This is a genomic window from Limnobacter sp. CACIAM 66H1, assembly GCF_001601825.1.
Lineage (GTDB): Bacteria > Pseudomonadota > Gammaproteobacteria > Burkholderiales > Burkholderiaceae_B > Limnobacter.
Genome location: NZ_LUJK01000029.1, coordinates 1 through 13608 on the forward strand (window position 1 = coordinate 1; position 13608 = coordinate 13608).

The 13608-nt window shown below is 53.9% G+C and carries 15 protein-coding genes; 4 read left to right on the plus strand and 11 right to left on the minus strand.

The window, feature by feature from the left end:
* From A0129_RS09625 to A0129_RS09635, 3 genes are all read left to right on the plus strand, one after another.
* On the plus strand, positions 1 to 781 hold a 781-nt coding region (locus tag A0129_RS09625), incomplete at its 5' end, for an LptF/LptG family permease (protein ID WP_291714519.1).
* Complete coding sequence (locus tag A0129_RS09630; RefSeq protein WP_291714522.1) at positions 778 to 1155, plus strand: CbiX/SirB N-terminal domain-containing protein; 378 nt, start codon at positions 778 to 780, stop codon at positions 1153 to 1155. The genes A0129_RS09625 and A0129_RS09630, both read left to right, overlap by 4 nt.
* Before the next feature lie 22 nt (positions 1156 to 1177).
* On the plus strand, positions 1178 to 1438 hold the full coding sequence (locus A0129_RS09635; RefSeq protein ID WP_291714524.1) for a hypothetical protein: 261 nt from the start codon (positions 1178 to 1180) through the stop codon (positions 1436 to 1438).
* An 18-nt stretch (positions 1439 to 1456) separates the two neighbouring features.
* Here A0129_RS09635 and cobA read toward each other — a convergent pair whose 3' ends face one another.
* Genes cobA through A0129_RS09670 form a run of 7 tightly spaced genes read right to left on the minus strand, consistent with a single transcriptional unit; the run spans position 1457 to position 8466 of the window.
* Entirely contained in the window at positions 1457 to 2251 is a 795-nt protein-coding gene (cobA, locus tag A0129_RS09640) for a uroporphyrinogen-III C-methyltransferase (RefSeq protein WP_291714525.1), read from the minus strand.
* Positions 2252 to 2306: 55 nt separating this feature from the next.
* Positions 2307 to 3656: a GTP-binding protein gene (locus tag A0129_RS09645; protein ID WP_291714527.1), complete on the minus strand. Its 1350-nt coding sequence runs from the start codon at positions 3654 to 3656 to the stop codon at positions 2307 to 2309.
* 15 nt (positions 3657 to 3671) lie between these two features.
* Positions 3672 to 4595 carry a sulfate adenylyltransferase subunit CysD gene (cysD, locus tag A0129_RS09650; protein ID WP_291714529.1) on the minus strand — a complete coding sequence of 308 codons (924 nt, stop codon included), beginning with the start codon at positions 4593 to 4595 and terminating at the stop codon, positions 3672 to 3674.
* Between the two features lie 40 nt (positions 4596 to 4635).
* The gene (locus A0129_RS09655; RefSeq protein ID WP_291714530.1) at positions 4636 to 5433 is read right to left on the minus strand and encodes a phosphoadenylyl-sulfate reductase; all 798 of its coding nucleotides are present in this window, start codon (positions 5431 to 5433) and stop codon (positions 4636 to 4638) included.
* Positions 5434 to 5435: 2 nt separating this feature from the next.
* Positions 5436 to 5987 carry a DUF934 domain-containing protein gene (locus A0129_RS09660; protein WP_291714532.1) on the minus strand — a complete coding sequence of 184 codons (552 nt, stop codon included), beginning with the start codon at positions 5985 to 5987 and terminating at the stop codon, positions 5436 to 5438.
* A 1-nt stretch (position 5988) separates the two neighbouring features.
* Positions 5989 to 7668: a nitrite/sulfite reductase gene (locus tag A0129_RS09665; protein ID WP_291714534.1), complete on the minus strand. Its 1680-nt coding sequence runs from the start codon at positions 7666 to 7668 to the stop codon at positions 5989 to 5991.
* Positions 7669 to 8466, minus strand: a complete 798-nt coding sequence (locus tag A0129_RS09670) for a sulfite exporter TauE/SafE family protein (RefSeq protein WP_291714536.1) — start codon at positions 8464 to 8466, stop codon at positions 7669 to 7671.
* 112 nt (positions 8467 to 8578) lie between these two features.
* Here A0129_RS09670 and A0129_RS09675 point away from each other — a divergent pair, with 112 nt between their 5' ends.
* Positions 8579 to 9532, plus strand: a complete 954-nt coding sequence (locus tag A0129_RS09675) for a CysB family HTH-type transcriptional regulator (RefSeq protein WP_105027147.1) — start codon at positions 8579 to 8581, stop codon at positions 9530 to 9532.
* A 431-nt stretch (positions 9533 to 9963) separates the two neighbouring features.
* On the opposite strand, the gene A0129_RS09680 is transcribed toward A0129_RS09675, so the two are convergent.
* From A0129_RS09680 to A0129_RS09695, 4 genes are all read right to left on the minus strand, one after another.
* Positions 9964 to 10863 carry an NAD(P)-dependent oxidoreductase gene (locus tag A0129_RS09680; protein WP_291714538.1) on the minus strand — a complete coding sequence of 300 codons (900 nt, stop codon included), beginning with the start codon at positions 10861 to 10863 and terminating at the stop codon, positions 9964 to 9966.
* Between the two features lie 20 nt (positions 10864 to 10883).
* Complete coding sequence (locus A0129_RS09685) at positions 10884 to 11180, minus strand: hypothetical protein (protein WP_105027145.1); 297 nt, start codon at positions 11178 to 11180, stop codon at positions 10884 to 10886.
* Positions 11181 to 11282: 102 nt separating this feature from the next.
* Entirely contained in the window at positions 11283 to 12152 is an 870-nt protein-coding gene (locus A0129_RS09690; RefSeq protein WP_008252055.1) for an alpha/beta hydrolase, read from the minus strand.
* Between the two features lie 149 nt (positions 12153 to 12301).
* Positions 12302 to 13507, minus strand: a complete 1206-nt coding sequence (locus A0129_RS09695) for a multidrug effflux MFS transporter (protein ID WP_291714540.1) — start codon at positions 13505 to 13507, stop codon at positions 12302 to 12304.
* Between the last annotated feature and the right edge of the window lie 101 nt (positions 13508 to 13608).

Consider the following 13608-nt stretch of genomic DNA (forward strand, 5'->3'; position numbering starts at 1 on the left):
GGCACTGGGTTACGAGGTAGATCGAGATTTCCGCAGTGGTTACTGGATGCGCGACACCTACAGTGCCCCCGATGCCGAGTCGAGGGTGCGTTTCGTGAATTTTGATTCATTCAACAAAGACGGCGAGTTGCTCAAACTTGAATACTATGAGCTTGACCCTGAGTCCAGAATTCGCGCTTGGGTTCGCGCTGAAAGTGCGAAGTTTGATCCGGACAGTGGTGATTGGGAGCTGCGCAATGTTCTGCTTCAGCGCTATTTCGATGAGGCAGTCAACAACCCCGATGCGGCGCGCGCAGGTTTAACCATTCAGGCCAGCGAATTCGAGTCGCTTGAGACCATGCGATGGACTTCGAACCTGTCCCCCGAATTGCTCACGGGTTTATTCGTTCGCCCAGACCGTATGAGTGCCTGGCAGTTGTACAACTATTCGAACTTCTTGAGCAGTAATTTGCAGGCCACTGACAACATTGATTTGGCCTTTGCCAAAAAAATAATGTATCCCTTTGCCATTCTCATCATGATGATGATTTCGCTGCCTTTCGCTTACCTGCATTTCCGTTCGGGCAGTGTCAGCGTGAAGGTCTTTGCCGGCGTCATGATTGGCGTGGGTTTCCACTTGGTCAACAACCTCTTTTCCCATCTCAGCATGGTGGCCAGTTTCCCGCCGTTTGTGAGCGCCGCTTTGCCCAGCCTGCTGGGATTTGTGGTGGGCATGGGGGCACTGTGGTGGGTGTCGCAACCAGCGCCTTGGCGTACTTTGAATGTATTGAGGAACCGATGAGCAGTACCGGAAAAAAAGCAATCGTATTGTTTGGCCACGGCGCGCGCGATCCGCAGTGGGCCGAGCCCATGAAACATTTGCAGAGCCTGTTGTTGGCGCGGTTACCTGATGTGCAGGTGGAACTGGCCTTTCTGGAACTGATGGCCCCAAGCTTGCCTGACACCGTGGATTGCATGGCACAAGGAGGGGTAAAGCACATTCAAGTGGTGCCTATTTTCTTTGGTCGGGGTGGACACTTGAAAAATGATTTCCCGGTGATCATGGCTGAGATGAAAGCACGGCACCCGGGTTTGAACATTGAAGCCACAACAGCTGTGGGTCAGTGGGATGCAGTGTGGCAAGCAATTGCCACTGAAATTGTTCAGCAAGTTTAATCAAAACAACTGGAGATACAACATGAAGAAATGGTTGCTGTTGGCTGCGCTGTGTTTTTCCATTCCCGCCCACGCACAATCGACCGAGGCCGCTTGTCAGGCCAGGGCAGTGAGCAAAGAGGGTAAGCCCCTGGCAGGTGCGGCAAAAAATTCGTTCATGAAAAAATGCCTGGCTGAAAACAAGGCCAGCTGCGAAGAACGCGCAGTGGGTAAAGACGGAAAGAAGCTGGCCGGTGCAGCCAAGAACTCATTCATGAAGAAGTGCGAGGCCGCTGCGGGTTAACGGGTGCCTGACAGGCAATCAAGCGGCTTTGTTCGATTCCAATAACGACCCGGTCAATGCAATGTTGGCCGGGTTTTTATTACCGGCGAGCAATTCAGCCTGCGCCTTGGCCAGAGCTTGGCCAATCAGGATAAGGCAAGGCCCATCAGTCAGCTGTTCCGCAGAAAACGACGGCAACTTCCCCAGGTTCAGAGGTGTGAATTTCTCGGCGGGCAATGAAACGCTTTCGCACAGAATGACCGGAGTGGCGGCATTGCGGCCTTTTTCAAGCAAGGCAGCCGCCCAAGGTCCAGCCTGACGCAGCCCCATGTACACGGCCACAGTGTCGTTTTCTGTGCCAGTGAACAATTCAGTGCTGGGCACTTCATCGGCGCCCACGGACGGGGTGGTCAAGGTTAGGCTGCGGGCTACGCCACGCAGGGTGAGTGAGGCTTGCAGGCTGCTGGCCGCGGCCAGTGCAGCAGTCACACCAGGTACCACTTCAACGGTGTGGCCCGCGGTTTTCAAGGCGGTGATTTCCTCATCAGCACGGCCGAATACCATGGGGTCGCCACCTTTCAGGCGCACAACCAAGTGGTATTTCTCAGCCGCTTCAACAAGCTGTTTGTTGATGAAGTGTTGTGCAGTGGATTTCTTGCCGCAGCGTTTTCCAACAGCGACAAGCTTGGCATCGGAGCGGGCTTCAGAAAGAAGAGAGGGACTGACCAGCGCGTCGTAAAACACACAGTCTGCCTGCATCAACAGCTTCAGGCCGCGAACGGTGATTAAATCCTCCGCTCCTGGTCCTGCACCAATCAATACAACGCGTCCCATCTCAAAAGTCCCTATTTAAGAACAAGCAACCAACAACCGGGTGAAGGGTCGTTGCTTAGTTCTTTGCAACGATCATGCCAGCGGCCACAGTTTGGTTGGTAGCACCGTCAATCAGGATAAAACTGCCTGTTGCACGGCATTCGGTGTACAAATCCGCCACGATGGGCTGGGCCAGCACCAATTCAATCTGTGCGATGTCGTTCATTTGCACCGTTTTGGTGCTTTCACCGTGCAGCAGGGTGTGAATGTCGAGCACCAAATTCACCGATTTTATTTTGGCTTGGGTTTGGCGAGTGGTCTGCTTGATCCAGTACTTGCGAGCAGGGTTCAATGGTTCATTGTCCAGCCAGCAAATGTCGGCCGTCAATGCCTTCACCGGGGCATGGTTGACCGTGTCACCACTGCTGACAATTTGATCCCCACGGGACACATCTACATCGCGGTCCAGCACCAGTGTGACGCACTGACCCAGGTGGGCTTCAGGCAGATCATCGTTCAAAAACACAATGCGTTGTACTACCGCACTTTGGCCTGAAGGATGCACCACCACCGTGTCGCCAACTTTCACGCTGCCGCCTTCGACTCGGCCCATGTAGCCGCGGAAATCTTCGGCTTTGTGCCCATCGTGGCGGGCCACCAACTGCACCGGGAAACGGAAACCCACCTTGTGAGCAGCCTCTGCGCGGTCAGCGCGGCTGGGAATGTTTTCCAGGATGGGCAGCAAGGGCTGGCCTGTGTACCAAGGCGTTTTGGGGCTGGCAGTGACCACGTTGTCACCTGTGAGGGCGGAAATGGGCAGTACCAGCGCCTCTTGCACGCCAACGGTAACAGCCAGTTCTCGCACGGCTTTTTCAGTCGCAATGAATTTGGCCTGATCAAAATCAACCAGGTCCATTTTGTTCACCGCAAACAAAATAGCGGGAATACCCAGCTTGCCGGCAATCGCACTGTGGCGTTTGGTTTGCGCCAGCAGGCTTGCTTTCAGGCCTTCTGCACTTTCTTCAAAAGTAACGCGGGTAATGTCGACCAGCACAATCGCTACGTCGGCTGTGGATGCACCAGTCACCATGTTGCGGGTGTACTGCTCGTGGCCCGGTGTGTCGGCCACAATAAACTTGCGCGCAGGCGTGGCGAAGTAGCGGTAAGCCACATCGATGGTAATGCCTTGCTCACGCTCGGCTTCCAAGCCATCGGTTAACAATGAAAAGTCGATGGTATCGCCGGCAGTGCGTTTGTTTTTGGTCTTGGAAATGGCGGCAAGCTGGTCAGCAAAAATACCTTTGCTGTCGAATAGCAGGCGACCAATCAGGGTGGACTTTCCGTCGTCGACAGAACCAGCGGTGATGAAGCGCAGCACGCCGTGGTCTTGGGTGCTTAGTTTCAGGGCTTCGTTAATTGCGTTCATGGTATTCATCTCGATTTAGAAATAGCCTTCTTTCTTGCGGCGCTCCATGGAGGCCTCGGAAGTTTGATCATCCATGCGGGTTGCGCCACGTTCGGTAATGTCAGTCACCGCAGTTTCGGTGATGATCTCAGCTGGCGTAGCCGCAGTACTGGCCACCGGGCAGGTGCAGGTAATGTCGCCTACAGTGCGGAAGCGAACCACACGTGTTGTGACAGTTTCACCGGCCTTGGGTTGGGTCATCTCGGTAACAGGCACCAACAAACCATTGCGCTCGATAATCTCGCGTTCATGGGCGTAGTAAATGTTGGGCAGTTCCAGTTTTTCGCGTTCAATGTATTGCCACACGTCCAGTTCAGTCCAGTTGGAAATCGGGAAGACGCGCATGTGTTCGCCGGGGTGAACGCGGGTGTTGTACAGGTCCCAAAGTTCAGGACGCTGGTTTTTTGGGTCCCATTGACCAAAGCCATCGCGGAACGAAAAAATACGTTCTTTCGCACGTGCTTTTTCTTCATCACGGCGTGCGCCGCCCATCAGTGCGTCAAAGCCAAATTCTTCCTGGGTCTCAAGCAGTGTGACGCTTTGAAATGCATTGCGTGAAGCGTCGGGGTGCGGCAGGCGAATGGTGCCTTTTTTAATGGAACCTTCCAGTGAACGAACAATCAGTTCTTCACCCAGTTGCTTGGCTTTCCAGTCGCGAAACTCGATCACTTCCGGGAAGTTGTGCTCGGTGTCAATGTGCACCAAGGGAAATGGAAACTTGCCGGGGCGAAATGCTTTTTCTGCAAGCCGCAACATCACGATGGAATCTTTGCCGCCTGAGAACAACATGGCGGGACGAGCGCATTCAGCGGCCACTTCGCGCATGATGTAAATTGCTTCTGCTTCAAGCCAGTCCAGGTGGGACATGGTGTGTTTTTGCGTGCTCACTTGCGTGCTCATGATTGTTCTCGACTTGTGTTCTTCAATGGTTGAATTCAGTTCATTTCTTCAGGTTGGCGTTGTGCAAACCGCATTCCTTGCTGCTTGGGTCTTCCCACCACCAGCGGCCCGCCCGAATGTCTTCACCAATGGTGATGGCGCGGGTGCAGGGTTCACAGCCAATCGACGGAAAACCCTCGAAGTGCAGCTTGTTGACAGGCACATCAAACTGGCGAACATAGGTCCACACATCCGCCTCGCTCCAATCAGCCAGCGGGTTGAATTTTTCAATGCCGCGGTCGGCATCGAATTCCCGCACAGGCAGTGCGGCGCGGGTCGCTGCCTGCGCCTGGCGTTGGCCGGTTACCCAGGCTTTTGCACCTTGAAGGGCACGTGCCAAAGGTTCTACCTTGCGAATACCGCAGCATTCTTTGCGCAGCGCGGTGCTTTCATAGAAAGCATCTTTACCCTTGGTGTTCACGTAGGTTTCAACGGCTTGCACCTGTGGTTCAAACCACTGCACTGTTTGACCATACTTGGCTTGCAAGGCTGGGGCTACATCCAGGGTTTGCTGGTGCAGACGACCGGTGTTCAGGCTGAATACACGAATGTTCAGCTTCAAGCGTGCGATTACATCGAACAACACATTGTCCTCAGCCGCAAGGCTGCTGGCCAGTGCAATGTTGTCGAACTCTTGCGCGGCTTGGGTCAACAGGGTTTCCAGCGCCTGCACTTTGCTTGAAATGTCGGTGGCGGGCTGGTGCGGGCCACGAAACACCGCAATCGGTTGTTCCAGTGCAACGCTGTTGTCGGGGGTTGCTTCAACACTGTGAAAGCGTGAAGTGTTCACTGCATTCATATTCATGCTCCCGCCGCGGCAGCCCTGCGATTGAACACAGGCAGTGAGCCATCGGCGCTGGTTTGATAAGGAATGGTGAAATCGGAAAACGCATTCAATGCGTCTTCAAGCGACTTGCCTTCCTTGATATCGAATTGCGTGAAGCCGCAACGCGCCAGGTAGAAAAACTGGTCCCGCCAAATATCGCCAAATGCGCGAATTTCGCCTTTGAAGCCGTAGCGTGTGCGAAGCAATACTGCGCCTGAATAACCCTGGCCGTATTTGAACACCGGGAAGTAAAATGCAATCAACTTCAGCACATTCACGTCGCCCTGCAATTGTTCCGGGTTGTCTTCCGGATTCAGGTAAACACCCAAGTCGCCCGCCTGTGCACGCGCAGTCAGTTCAGCTTTGTTTGATTCCCACACCGACAAGTGCACCAGCACTTTGCCCTCGGAGGGAACTGCCACAGGTGCTTCAGCTGTACCTGTTTCAACGACAACGAATTCATTGGCAACAATAGACGCTTGGCCATTCAGTGGTTTGACAATGACGCTTTTTACTGGGTTTGCCATGTTATGCGGCCTCCTTGTTGGCGTACACGTGGTCTTTGAAAGGCTCAGCGCCAATGCGGTCTAGGGTGTCGATGAACAGTTCATCTTCATGACGCTCGCGCACATACACTTCAAGCAGCTTTACCACCACACCGGGTACATCTTCGGCGTAAAACGATTTGCCGATCACCTTGCCGATGGATGCATCGTTTCCTTGTCTTCCGCCCAGCGTCACCTGGTACCACTCCTCACCGTTTTTATCGACACCCAAAATACCGATATTGCCAATGTGGTGATGACCACAGGAGTTGATACATCCCGAGATGTTCAAGCTAAGATCGCCCAAATCAAACTGGTAATCGAGGTTGTCCACGGCTTCCTGAATGCCCAAGGCAATCGGAATGGACTTGGCATTGGCCAGTGAACAGAAATCACCGCCCGGGCAGGCAATCATGTCGCTGACCAAGCCAATATTCGGCATGGCCAAATTGTGTTCTTTCAGGGTGCTCCACAACTCGAACAAATCTTGCTCAGCCACATCAGACAGCACGAAGTTTTGTTCGTGAGTTACACGCAGCTCACCGAATGAATATTGCTCGGCCAGGTCAGCAATCAAGTGCATTTCATCAGTCGTGGCGTCGCCAGGGGCGATACCAGGGCGCTTCAGGGAAATACTGATGGCCACATAACCGGGCTGGCGGTGTTCACGTGCATTGCGGGTTAGCCAGCGATCAAAGCCTACATGCTTGGCGCGCAAGCCACGGTTTTGTTCTGCAATGGTGGCCACCTGTTCAGCGCTGAACTGTTCGTAGGCGGGGGCTGTGAAGAAAGATGAAACACGGTCAAATTCTTTCTGGGGAATCACCGACACACCACCTTTGATGTGTTGCCATTCTTCTTCAACCTGCCTGGAGAATTCTTCAGGGCCAATGGCACGCACCAGAATTTTGATGCGGGCTTTGTACAGGTTGTCACGGCGACCATAGCGGTTGTACACGCGCATCACCGCTTCGATGTAGGTGAGCAGCTCCTGCCAGGGCAGGTCGTTTTTGATCACAGAACCGATCACGGGAGTGCGACCCAAACCGCCACCAGCCAGCACTTGGGCTACCACTTCGCCAGCCGCATTGCGGGTCAAGTTCACACCAATGTCGTGCACTTGCACCGCAGCGCGGTCTTCAGCTGCGCCATTCACGGCAATCTTGAATTTGCGGGGCAGGTGAGCGAACTCGGGGTGGAAGGTGCTCCACTGGCGAATCAGTTCGCAGAATGGGCGTGGATCTACAAATTCGTCTTTCGCAATGCCTGCAAACGGATCGCTGGTGGTGTTGCGAATGCAGTTGCCGCTGGTTTGAATGGCGTGCATTTCGACTTCAGCCAGTTCAGCAAGAATCGCTGGTACATTTTCCAGTGCAGGCCAGTTGTATTGAATGTTCTGGCGCGTTGTGAAGTGTGCGTAGTTGCGGTCGTATTTGGCCGCAATATCGGCAAGCTTGTGCAACTGTTTTGCACCCAGCAGGCCATAAGGAATGGCCACGCGCAGCATGGGCGCATGGCGCTGAATGTACAGGCCGTTTTGCAGGCGCAGGGGGCGGAACTCTTCGTCTGTCAGTTCACCCTTCAGAAAGCGCTCGGTTTGGTTGCGAAACTGAGCCACGCGTTCGCGTACAAGGGCGTGGTCGTAGTCGTCGTATTTGTACATTTACATCACCAGTTTTGCGGCCACGGCGGTGAGGGTCGTGGCCAATACCCCGCGCAAGAACTTTTCAGGCACTGCGCGACTTAAATAACTGCCCACCGTAATACCGGGGATTGATCCCAGCAACAGTGCGCCCAACAAACCAAAATCAACGGTGCCCAGGCTAAAGTGGCCAAAGGCCGCCACAGTCGTAAGTGGTACCGCATAGGCAATGTCGGTACCCGCTATTTCAGAGGCTTTCAAGTGTGGATACAGCATGATCAGCACCATGGCGCCAATTGCACCAGCACCAATTGAAGAAACAGTCACCAACATACCGATGATTGCAAATGCAACCACGGTCGCGATGGTACGCGTTTTGTCTTGAAATTGGGCCTGTGGATGGTTTTGCAGCCAATGAACAATCTTTGTTTTGAAAATTAGCACGCCCACTGTCAGCATCACGCAAATGGAAATAGACCAGCGGATAAACACATCAATCGGGCTGCCTTTGCCAGCATTTTGAATGTCCAGGCCGTGCAAAATTGCAATCGTGATCAGTGAGGCGGGCACACTGCCCAAACAGGCCAGGGCTACAATTTTCCATTTCACCGTGCTGCGAAGGCGGTGTACTACAGTGCCTGCGCCTTTGGTGATTGCCGCAAAAGCCAGGTCTGTACCCACGGCAGTTGTGGCAGGTACACCGAACAACACGGTGAGCAACGGCGTCATCAGCGAGCCACCACCCACACCGGTCAGGCCGACCAGAAGGCCGACCGCCAGGCCAGAAGCTACATAAACTAAATTGATGTCGAAAGGCACGTGAAAGCTCGATGAAAATGGTTTTTTGGGACTTGAAGTGTAAGCGCTAGCCCTTATAATTCAAACGATAGTATTTCCATTTATATATTCCCCTGTGGAATAAAGGGTTTTTATGAACTTGCATCAGCTTCGATTCGTTCGGGAAGCGGTTCGCCATGACTTCAGCTTGACCGATGCGGCCAAAGCGCTGTTCACCTCTCAGCCAGGTGTGTCCAAGGCAATCATCGAATTTGAAGAAGAGCTGGGCTTTCAGATTTTCAAGCGACACGGCAAACGCATCAAGGGTTTAACGCCGCCTGGAGAATTGGTGTATCAAGCCTGCGAGCGCGTTTTGGCGGAACTTGAAAATATCAAAAGAGTGGGTGAAGAATTTGCAGCGCGCGAAAGCGGGCAGTTAACAGTGGCCGTAACCCACACACAGGCACGCTACGTTTTGCCACAGGCGGTGGCTGCTTTTCGCAAAAAATTCCCGAAGGTGAAGCTGATCTTGCTGCAGGGCACCCCTGAGCAACTGGCGCAGTGGGTGCGCAAAGACCAGGCCGACTTGGCCGTGGCTACCGAGGCTTTGGCTGATGAACCCGACCTGGTGACATTTCCCTGTTACGACTGGGGACACATTGCGGTGGCGCCCACTGATTCGCCCCTGTTAAAACCTTTTGCATCGGGCGGGCGGCAAATTGCGCTGGCTGATTTCGATCAGATGCCCATCATCACTTACGAAACCCATTTTGCAGGGCGCAAAAAGATTGATGCCGCGTTTCAAAAAGCCGGGGTGAATATTGAGCTGGTGCTTGAGGCCATTGATGCGGACGTGATTAAAACCTATGTGGGCTTGGGTTTGGGCGTGGGCATTATTGCTGAAGTTGCTTTTGATGCGTTGAAAGACAAAGGGTTGATGGCAGTACCCGTGGACCACTTGTTTGGCCGCAACACCACGCGGATTGCCCTGCGGCAAGGTGTGTTCATGCGCACGCTGATGTATGAATTCATTGCGGTGTTTGCACCGATGTTGACCCCGAAGCTGATAGACCGCGTGTTGGGTGGGGGGCAGGCGTACGACATTTGATGCTGCATGGTTTGGGTATGCTGCGTTGTTCGTTTATGCGGTGTGGCTTGGGTGTGTGGCGTGGTTGATTTGTTCGGAGCGCAGTGCCTGTCGCAACAAGCACACGCGCACCTGAGCAAATCTGCACACCGCACACCGAAAAGCTAAGCACACATTTTGCACATTGCGTACATCACGCAACTTGCCGCAGCGTTTTACAAGTTGCACATGGAGCGCTGTTCGGGGCGAGTTCAGGCCAGCCCGCCCAACGACCTCGCAGCGCGGGGCGATTCCGCGAGAAATCGATGCAAAGGCGCTATTGCGCTTTGCATGACCCAAGCCAGGGGGTTAGTTGGGAGAATTCGGGCTGCGCCAAGCCCAAACAGTGCGGCTATGCTGCTTGTTGATGCGCCAGCTCGAGCGGTACGGCTGTTCAGCGGTTCGGCTTGCCGCTAGGCTCGCATGTGCTTGCGAACCACCTCAAAAACTCTCGACGTGTCCTGACTTTTAGGTCCATTGACCACCAGTTCATCCAGCAATTCTGCGGTTTTAAACAACAGCGGCAAGTGCAAACCCTGCTTCTTCGCTGCATCCGCCACCATGCGCACATCTTTTGCGTGCAGGTGCGCCTCAATGGAAACCGGGTCGGTGAAACCTTTCACCATGTGGGGGCCAGCCCAATCCAATACACGGCTCGCGGGCAATCCGGCTTGCAGCAGCTCAAGTACCACGCTCAATTCAGCACCTTGCTCCAGTGCGTAATTCATGGCTTCGGCAATGCCCACCAATTGAATGCACAGTGCCATTTGATTGGCCGCTTTAATGGCTTGACCTGCACCCGAAGGCCCCACATGCCGGATGGTCTTGCCCAAATGCTTGAGCATGGGCTCAATCTGATTGAAGGCTGCCAAATCCCCGCCTGCCATCATGCTCAAGGTTGCAGCGCGCGCGCCCGCAGCGCCGCCAGAGACAGGGCAATCAATGTAATCAATGTCGCGGGACTTTAATTGGCGTGCGATGTCGGCCACAGCAGCCGCATCTATGGTGCTGAAATCCACAATGATCGAACCAGGCTGTGCATGTTGCGCAAGGCCGCCATCGCGAAACAGCAGCGATTGAACATCCGCGGTGTTCGTGACATTCAAAGCAAGCAGGCGTGTACCTGCGCAAAGGGCTTCAATACTCGGTTGCGCAACAAGAGGGATGTCAGCCAGTGCTTGGAAGGTGGATGCGCTGCGCGCCCAGGCCAGCACAGTGTAGCCCGCATTGCAAAGGTGGGCCGCCATGGCGGACCCCATGTTGCCAAGGCCAATAAAGCCAATGGTTTTGGGTGTGGGGAATGTTGAGTTCATCCCCCGGATTATAGTCAGCTTCAGTGGGTCTGCATGCTCGGGTTTTCAGCAATGTGCAGGTCGTTTAAACGGCAATATTGAAGCTCGCCGCTGTGCAGTTGAACCAGCACCGGGTGACTTGTTGATATCCAGCGTCCAAACTCGGCGATGTTATAGGCAATCACAGTGGCTGGCGCGGTGTTCAGCAGCACTTCGGCGCCGACTTTGAACAACTTCACGGTTTGGCGAAGTGTACGTTTGCGCATCAGTGTTTGACCATCGGGGTAACGCCGACCCAATGAACCGGCGGCGTTGGAATAGGCGATTGTGAGGGGCATTGTTGCCTCCAGGCTGGTGTGTACAGTTTAGTTATACGACACCAGCCTGAAAAGCAGTTTACCGAACATGGGGGAATAACCCGTTCAGTTTCTAGCGCTGTCTTAGTGAGATGGCAACAGCAACTGGTTTTGAATCAGCATGAACAGTTCGCTGTTTGGATCAGCGATGCTGTCGCAAATGCTGAAATGATCGGCATTGACCTGCAAAGGTGGGTTCAGGCCCCAGTGAGATGCCAAATAAGCGCTTTGTTCCTTAAAGGCATCGGTTTCCTTGGTGCCAAAGGCCAGGTGCACTGGAATGGTGGGCTTGGGCATCAAGGCCGGGCTAACCATGCGGGTGCGCTTCTGATTCAGCTTCAAGTCTTTTTGAATAAAAGGTGTGTGCACCAAGGGGCTCAGGTCGTAAATGCCCGAAATGGCAATCACGGACTTCACCACGTCTTGTGGCAGGTCGGAGGCCCAAAGGGGCCAAAACGCCAACGCGCTCATCACACCCAAATGCCCACCAGCCGAATGTCCGCACACCACGATCTGGTTGGCATCAAAACCAAAACGATCCGCCTGGCGATACAGCCACTCAATGCCGCGTAAGGTTTGGCGAACACTGTCTTCAATCGTCACGCGTGGAATCAGGCCGTAATTCAGCAGTGCCACCGAATAGCCCCGGGCCACATAAGGCTTGGCCAGAAAGGTGAAGTCGTATTTGTCCAGTGAGCGCCAGTATCCGCCGTGGATAAAAATCAACAGTGGCTTGCCGGGCTTGCCTGGAATGACATCCACGGTTTCTGCTTCCGATTCACCGAAGTACTGGTTCCAGAACCCATCCAGATCAAAACGGGCGTAGCGGGACTGTTCGGCCCAGCGAGCAAAAGTTTTGGGGTGATCGGGCAGGTAAGAGCGGACGTTGTACTGGCTCTCGAGCCAAGCCACGTCGGGCTGGTTCTCGCCACTTTGGGCTTTTGTGTCGGCCATATGGCAGTGCAAAAATGTGTGTTTGGGTTGTTGGGCAGAATAAATTCGTGACACAACATACCGTAAAGGGACCAAAAAGTCCAATTTTCATGCCAATTTCGCGGTTGATTAAACACAATGGCAATAATTTTGTGCTTACAATGAAAAGTTCAGCGTTTCAGTCGAAAGCTGGCCCAGCATGCAAGTGCAACAAAGGCCACCACAGCGGCTGCCATGGGTAAAGCGGTGTCGTCGTGCACTACCGAAACAGCCCAACTGGCCAATCCTCCCAAACCAAACTGTGCGCAGCCATACAGGGCCGAGGCCGCACCCGCGTTTTTAGGGTGCTTGCCCAACAATTGTGCGGTGGTGTTGGGGGCAACAAACCCCAATGATCCTACGCACATCAGGAAGCCGATCACCATCAGACCCAGGTTCCAGTGGTCCGTGCCAGCATTCCACGCGCTGCTCAATACCAGGAGTGCGCCCAGCAAACCCAGCATTGAGCCGGTTTTAATTAGCGGGGTAGTGCCTGTGTGTTTCACCAGCCTTGTCGATGCATAACCAAATCCAATCAAGGTCAATATGTTGGAGCCGAACAGCACGGCATAGGTTTTTTCACTCAAATCAAAAAATTCGATGTACACAAAGGGTGTACCCGTAATGTAGGCGAACATGGCGGCGAAATGCGCTCCACCTGAAATGATCAGCAGGCGTGCATCTCTGTGTTGGAAAACAGTCCAGTAACCCCGAAAGGCCAGCGATATCGAAGTTTGGCTGCGGGTTTGGCTCAAGGTTTCGGGCAGTAACAGGTAGGCGGCGATGGTGCATGCGGCACCAAATAGCGCCAAGGCGAGAAATTCGTAACGCCATGAACCCAGCTCTAAAATATACGCGCCAAGAAGTGGCGCAATCATGGGTGCCAGCGAGGTAACCATGGCGATCATGGCCATGACTCGGGCGGAGTCTGTCTCGCCAAACAGGTCCCGAATGACAGCACGCGAAATGACCGCAGCGGCCCCACCTCCAAAGGCCTGGATCAGTCGAAACGCCAGCAATTGCTCGATGGATTGCGCCAGCATGCAGGCCACACTGGCCAACACAAACAAGGTGGTCCCGGCAAAGATCATTCGCCTGCGCCCAAACCGGTCGGAGAGTGGCCCATAAAACAGCATGCCCATGGCAAACCCGGCCAGAAACACGGTCACAGTTTGTTGTACGCGCCCTGCGGGTGCCTGCAGTTCCTCGCTGATTGCAGCAAAGCTTGGCAAATACAGGTCGATTGCCAGCGGGGCAAATGCGGCGAGTGCTGCAAGCAGTAAAAACATGGGACGGTTGATCACAAAACTGGCTTCCAGTGCGAGGGGATTGGGCATTGTACGCGTTGTGCAGTGCTTCATTGAGCAAACCAATTTGACAGACTGCATGTAGCTAATTATGGTCATATTCATGCCATGGCTGTTTGTATTCAGTTGCT

What these genes read in the sequence shown, in the direction of transcription:
- A0129_RS09630 (WP_291714522.1), top strand. Translation starts at nt 778, where the DNA reads ATGAGCAGTACCGGAAAAAAAGCAATCGTATTGTTTGGCCACGGCGCG.
- A0129_RS09635 (WP_291714524.1), top strand. Translation starts at nt 1,178, where the DNA reads ATGAAGAAATGGTTGCTGTTGGCTGCGCTGTGTTTTTCCATTCCCGCC.
- cobA (WP_291714525.1), bottom strand. Translation starts at nt 2,251, where the DNA reads ATGGGACGCGTTGTATTGATTGGTGCAGGACCAGGAGCGGAGGATTTA.
- A0129_RS09645 (WP_291714527.1), bottom strand. Translation starts at nt 3,656, where the DNA reads ATGAACGCAATTAACGAAGCCCTGAAACTAAGCACCCAAGACCACGGC.
- cysD (WP_291714529.1), bottom strand. Translation starts at nt 4,595, where the DNA reads ATGAGCACGCAAGTGAGCACGCAAAAACACACCATGTCCCACCTGGAC.
- A0129_RS09655 (WP_291714530.1), bottom strand. Translation starts at nt 5,433, where the DNA reads ATGAATGCAGTGAACACTTCACGCTTTCACAGTGTTGAAGCAACCCCC.
- A0129_RS09660 (WP_291714532.1), bottom strand. Translation starts at nt 5,987, where the DNA reads ATGGCAAACCCAGTAAAAAGCGTCATTGTCAAACCACTGAATGGCCAA.
- A0129_RS09665 (WP_291714534.1), bottom strand. Translation starts at nt 7,668, where the DNA reads ATGTACAAATACGACGACTACGACCACGCCCTTGTACGCGAACGCGTG.
- A0129_RS09675 (WP_105027147.1), top strand. Translation starts at nt 8,579, where the DNA reads ATGAACTTGCATCAGCTTCGATTCGTTCGGGAAGCGGTTCGCCATGAC.
- A0129_RS09680 (WP_291714538.1), bottom strand. Translation starts at nt 10,863, where the DNA reads ATGAACTCAACATTCCCCACACCCAAAACCATTGGCTTTATTGGCCTT.
- A0129_RS09685 (WP_105027145.1), bottom strand. Translation starts at nt 11,180, where the DNA reads ATGCCCCTCACAATCGCCTATTCCAACGCCGCCGGTTCATTGGGTCGG.
- A0129_RS09690 (WP_008252055.1), bottom strand. Translation starts at nt 12,152, where the DNA reads ATGGCCGACACAAAAGCCCAAAGTGGCGAGAACCAGCCCGACGTGGCT.
- A0129_RS09695 (WP_291714540.1), bottom strand. Translation starts at nt 13,507, where the DNA reads ATGCCCAATCCCCTCGCACTGGAAGCCAGTTTTGTGATCAACCGTCCC.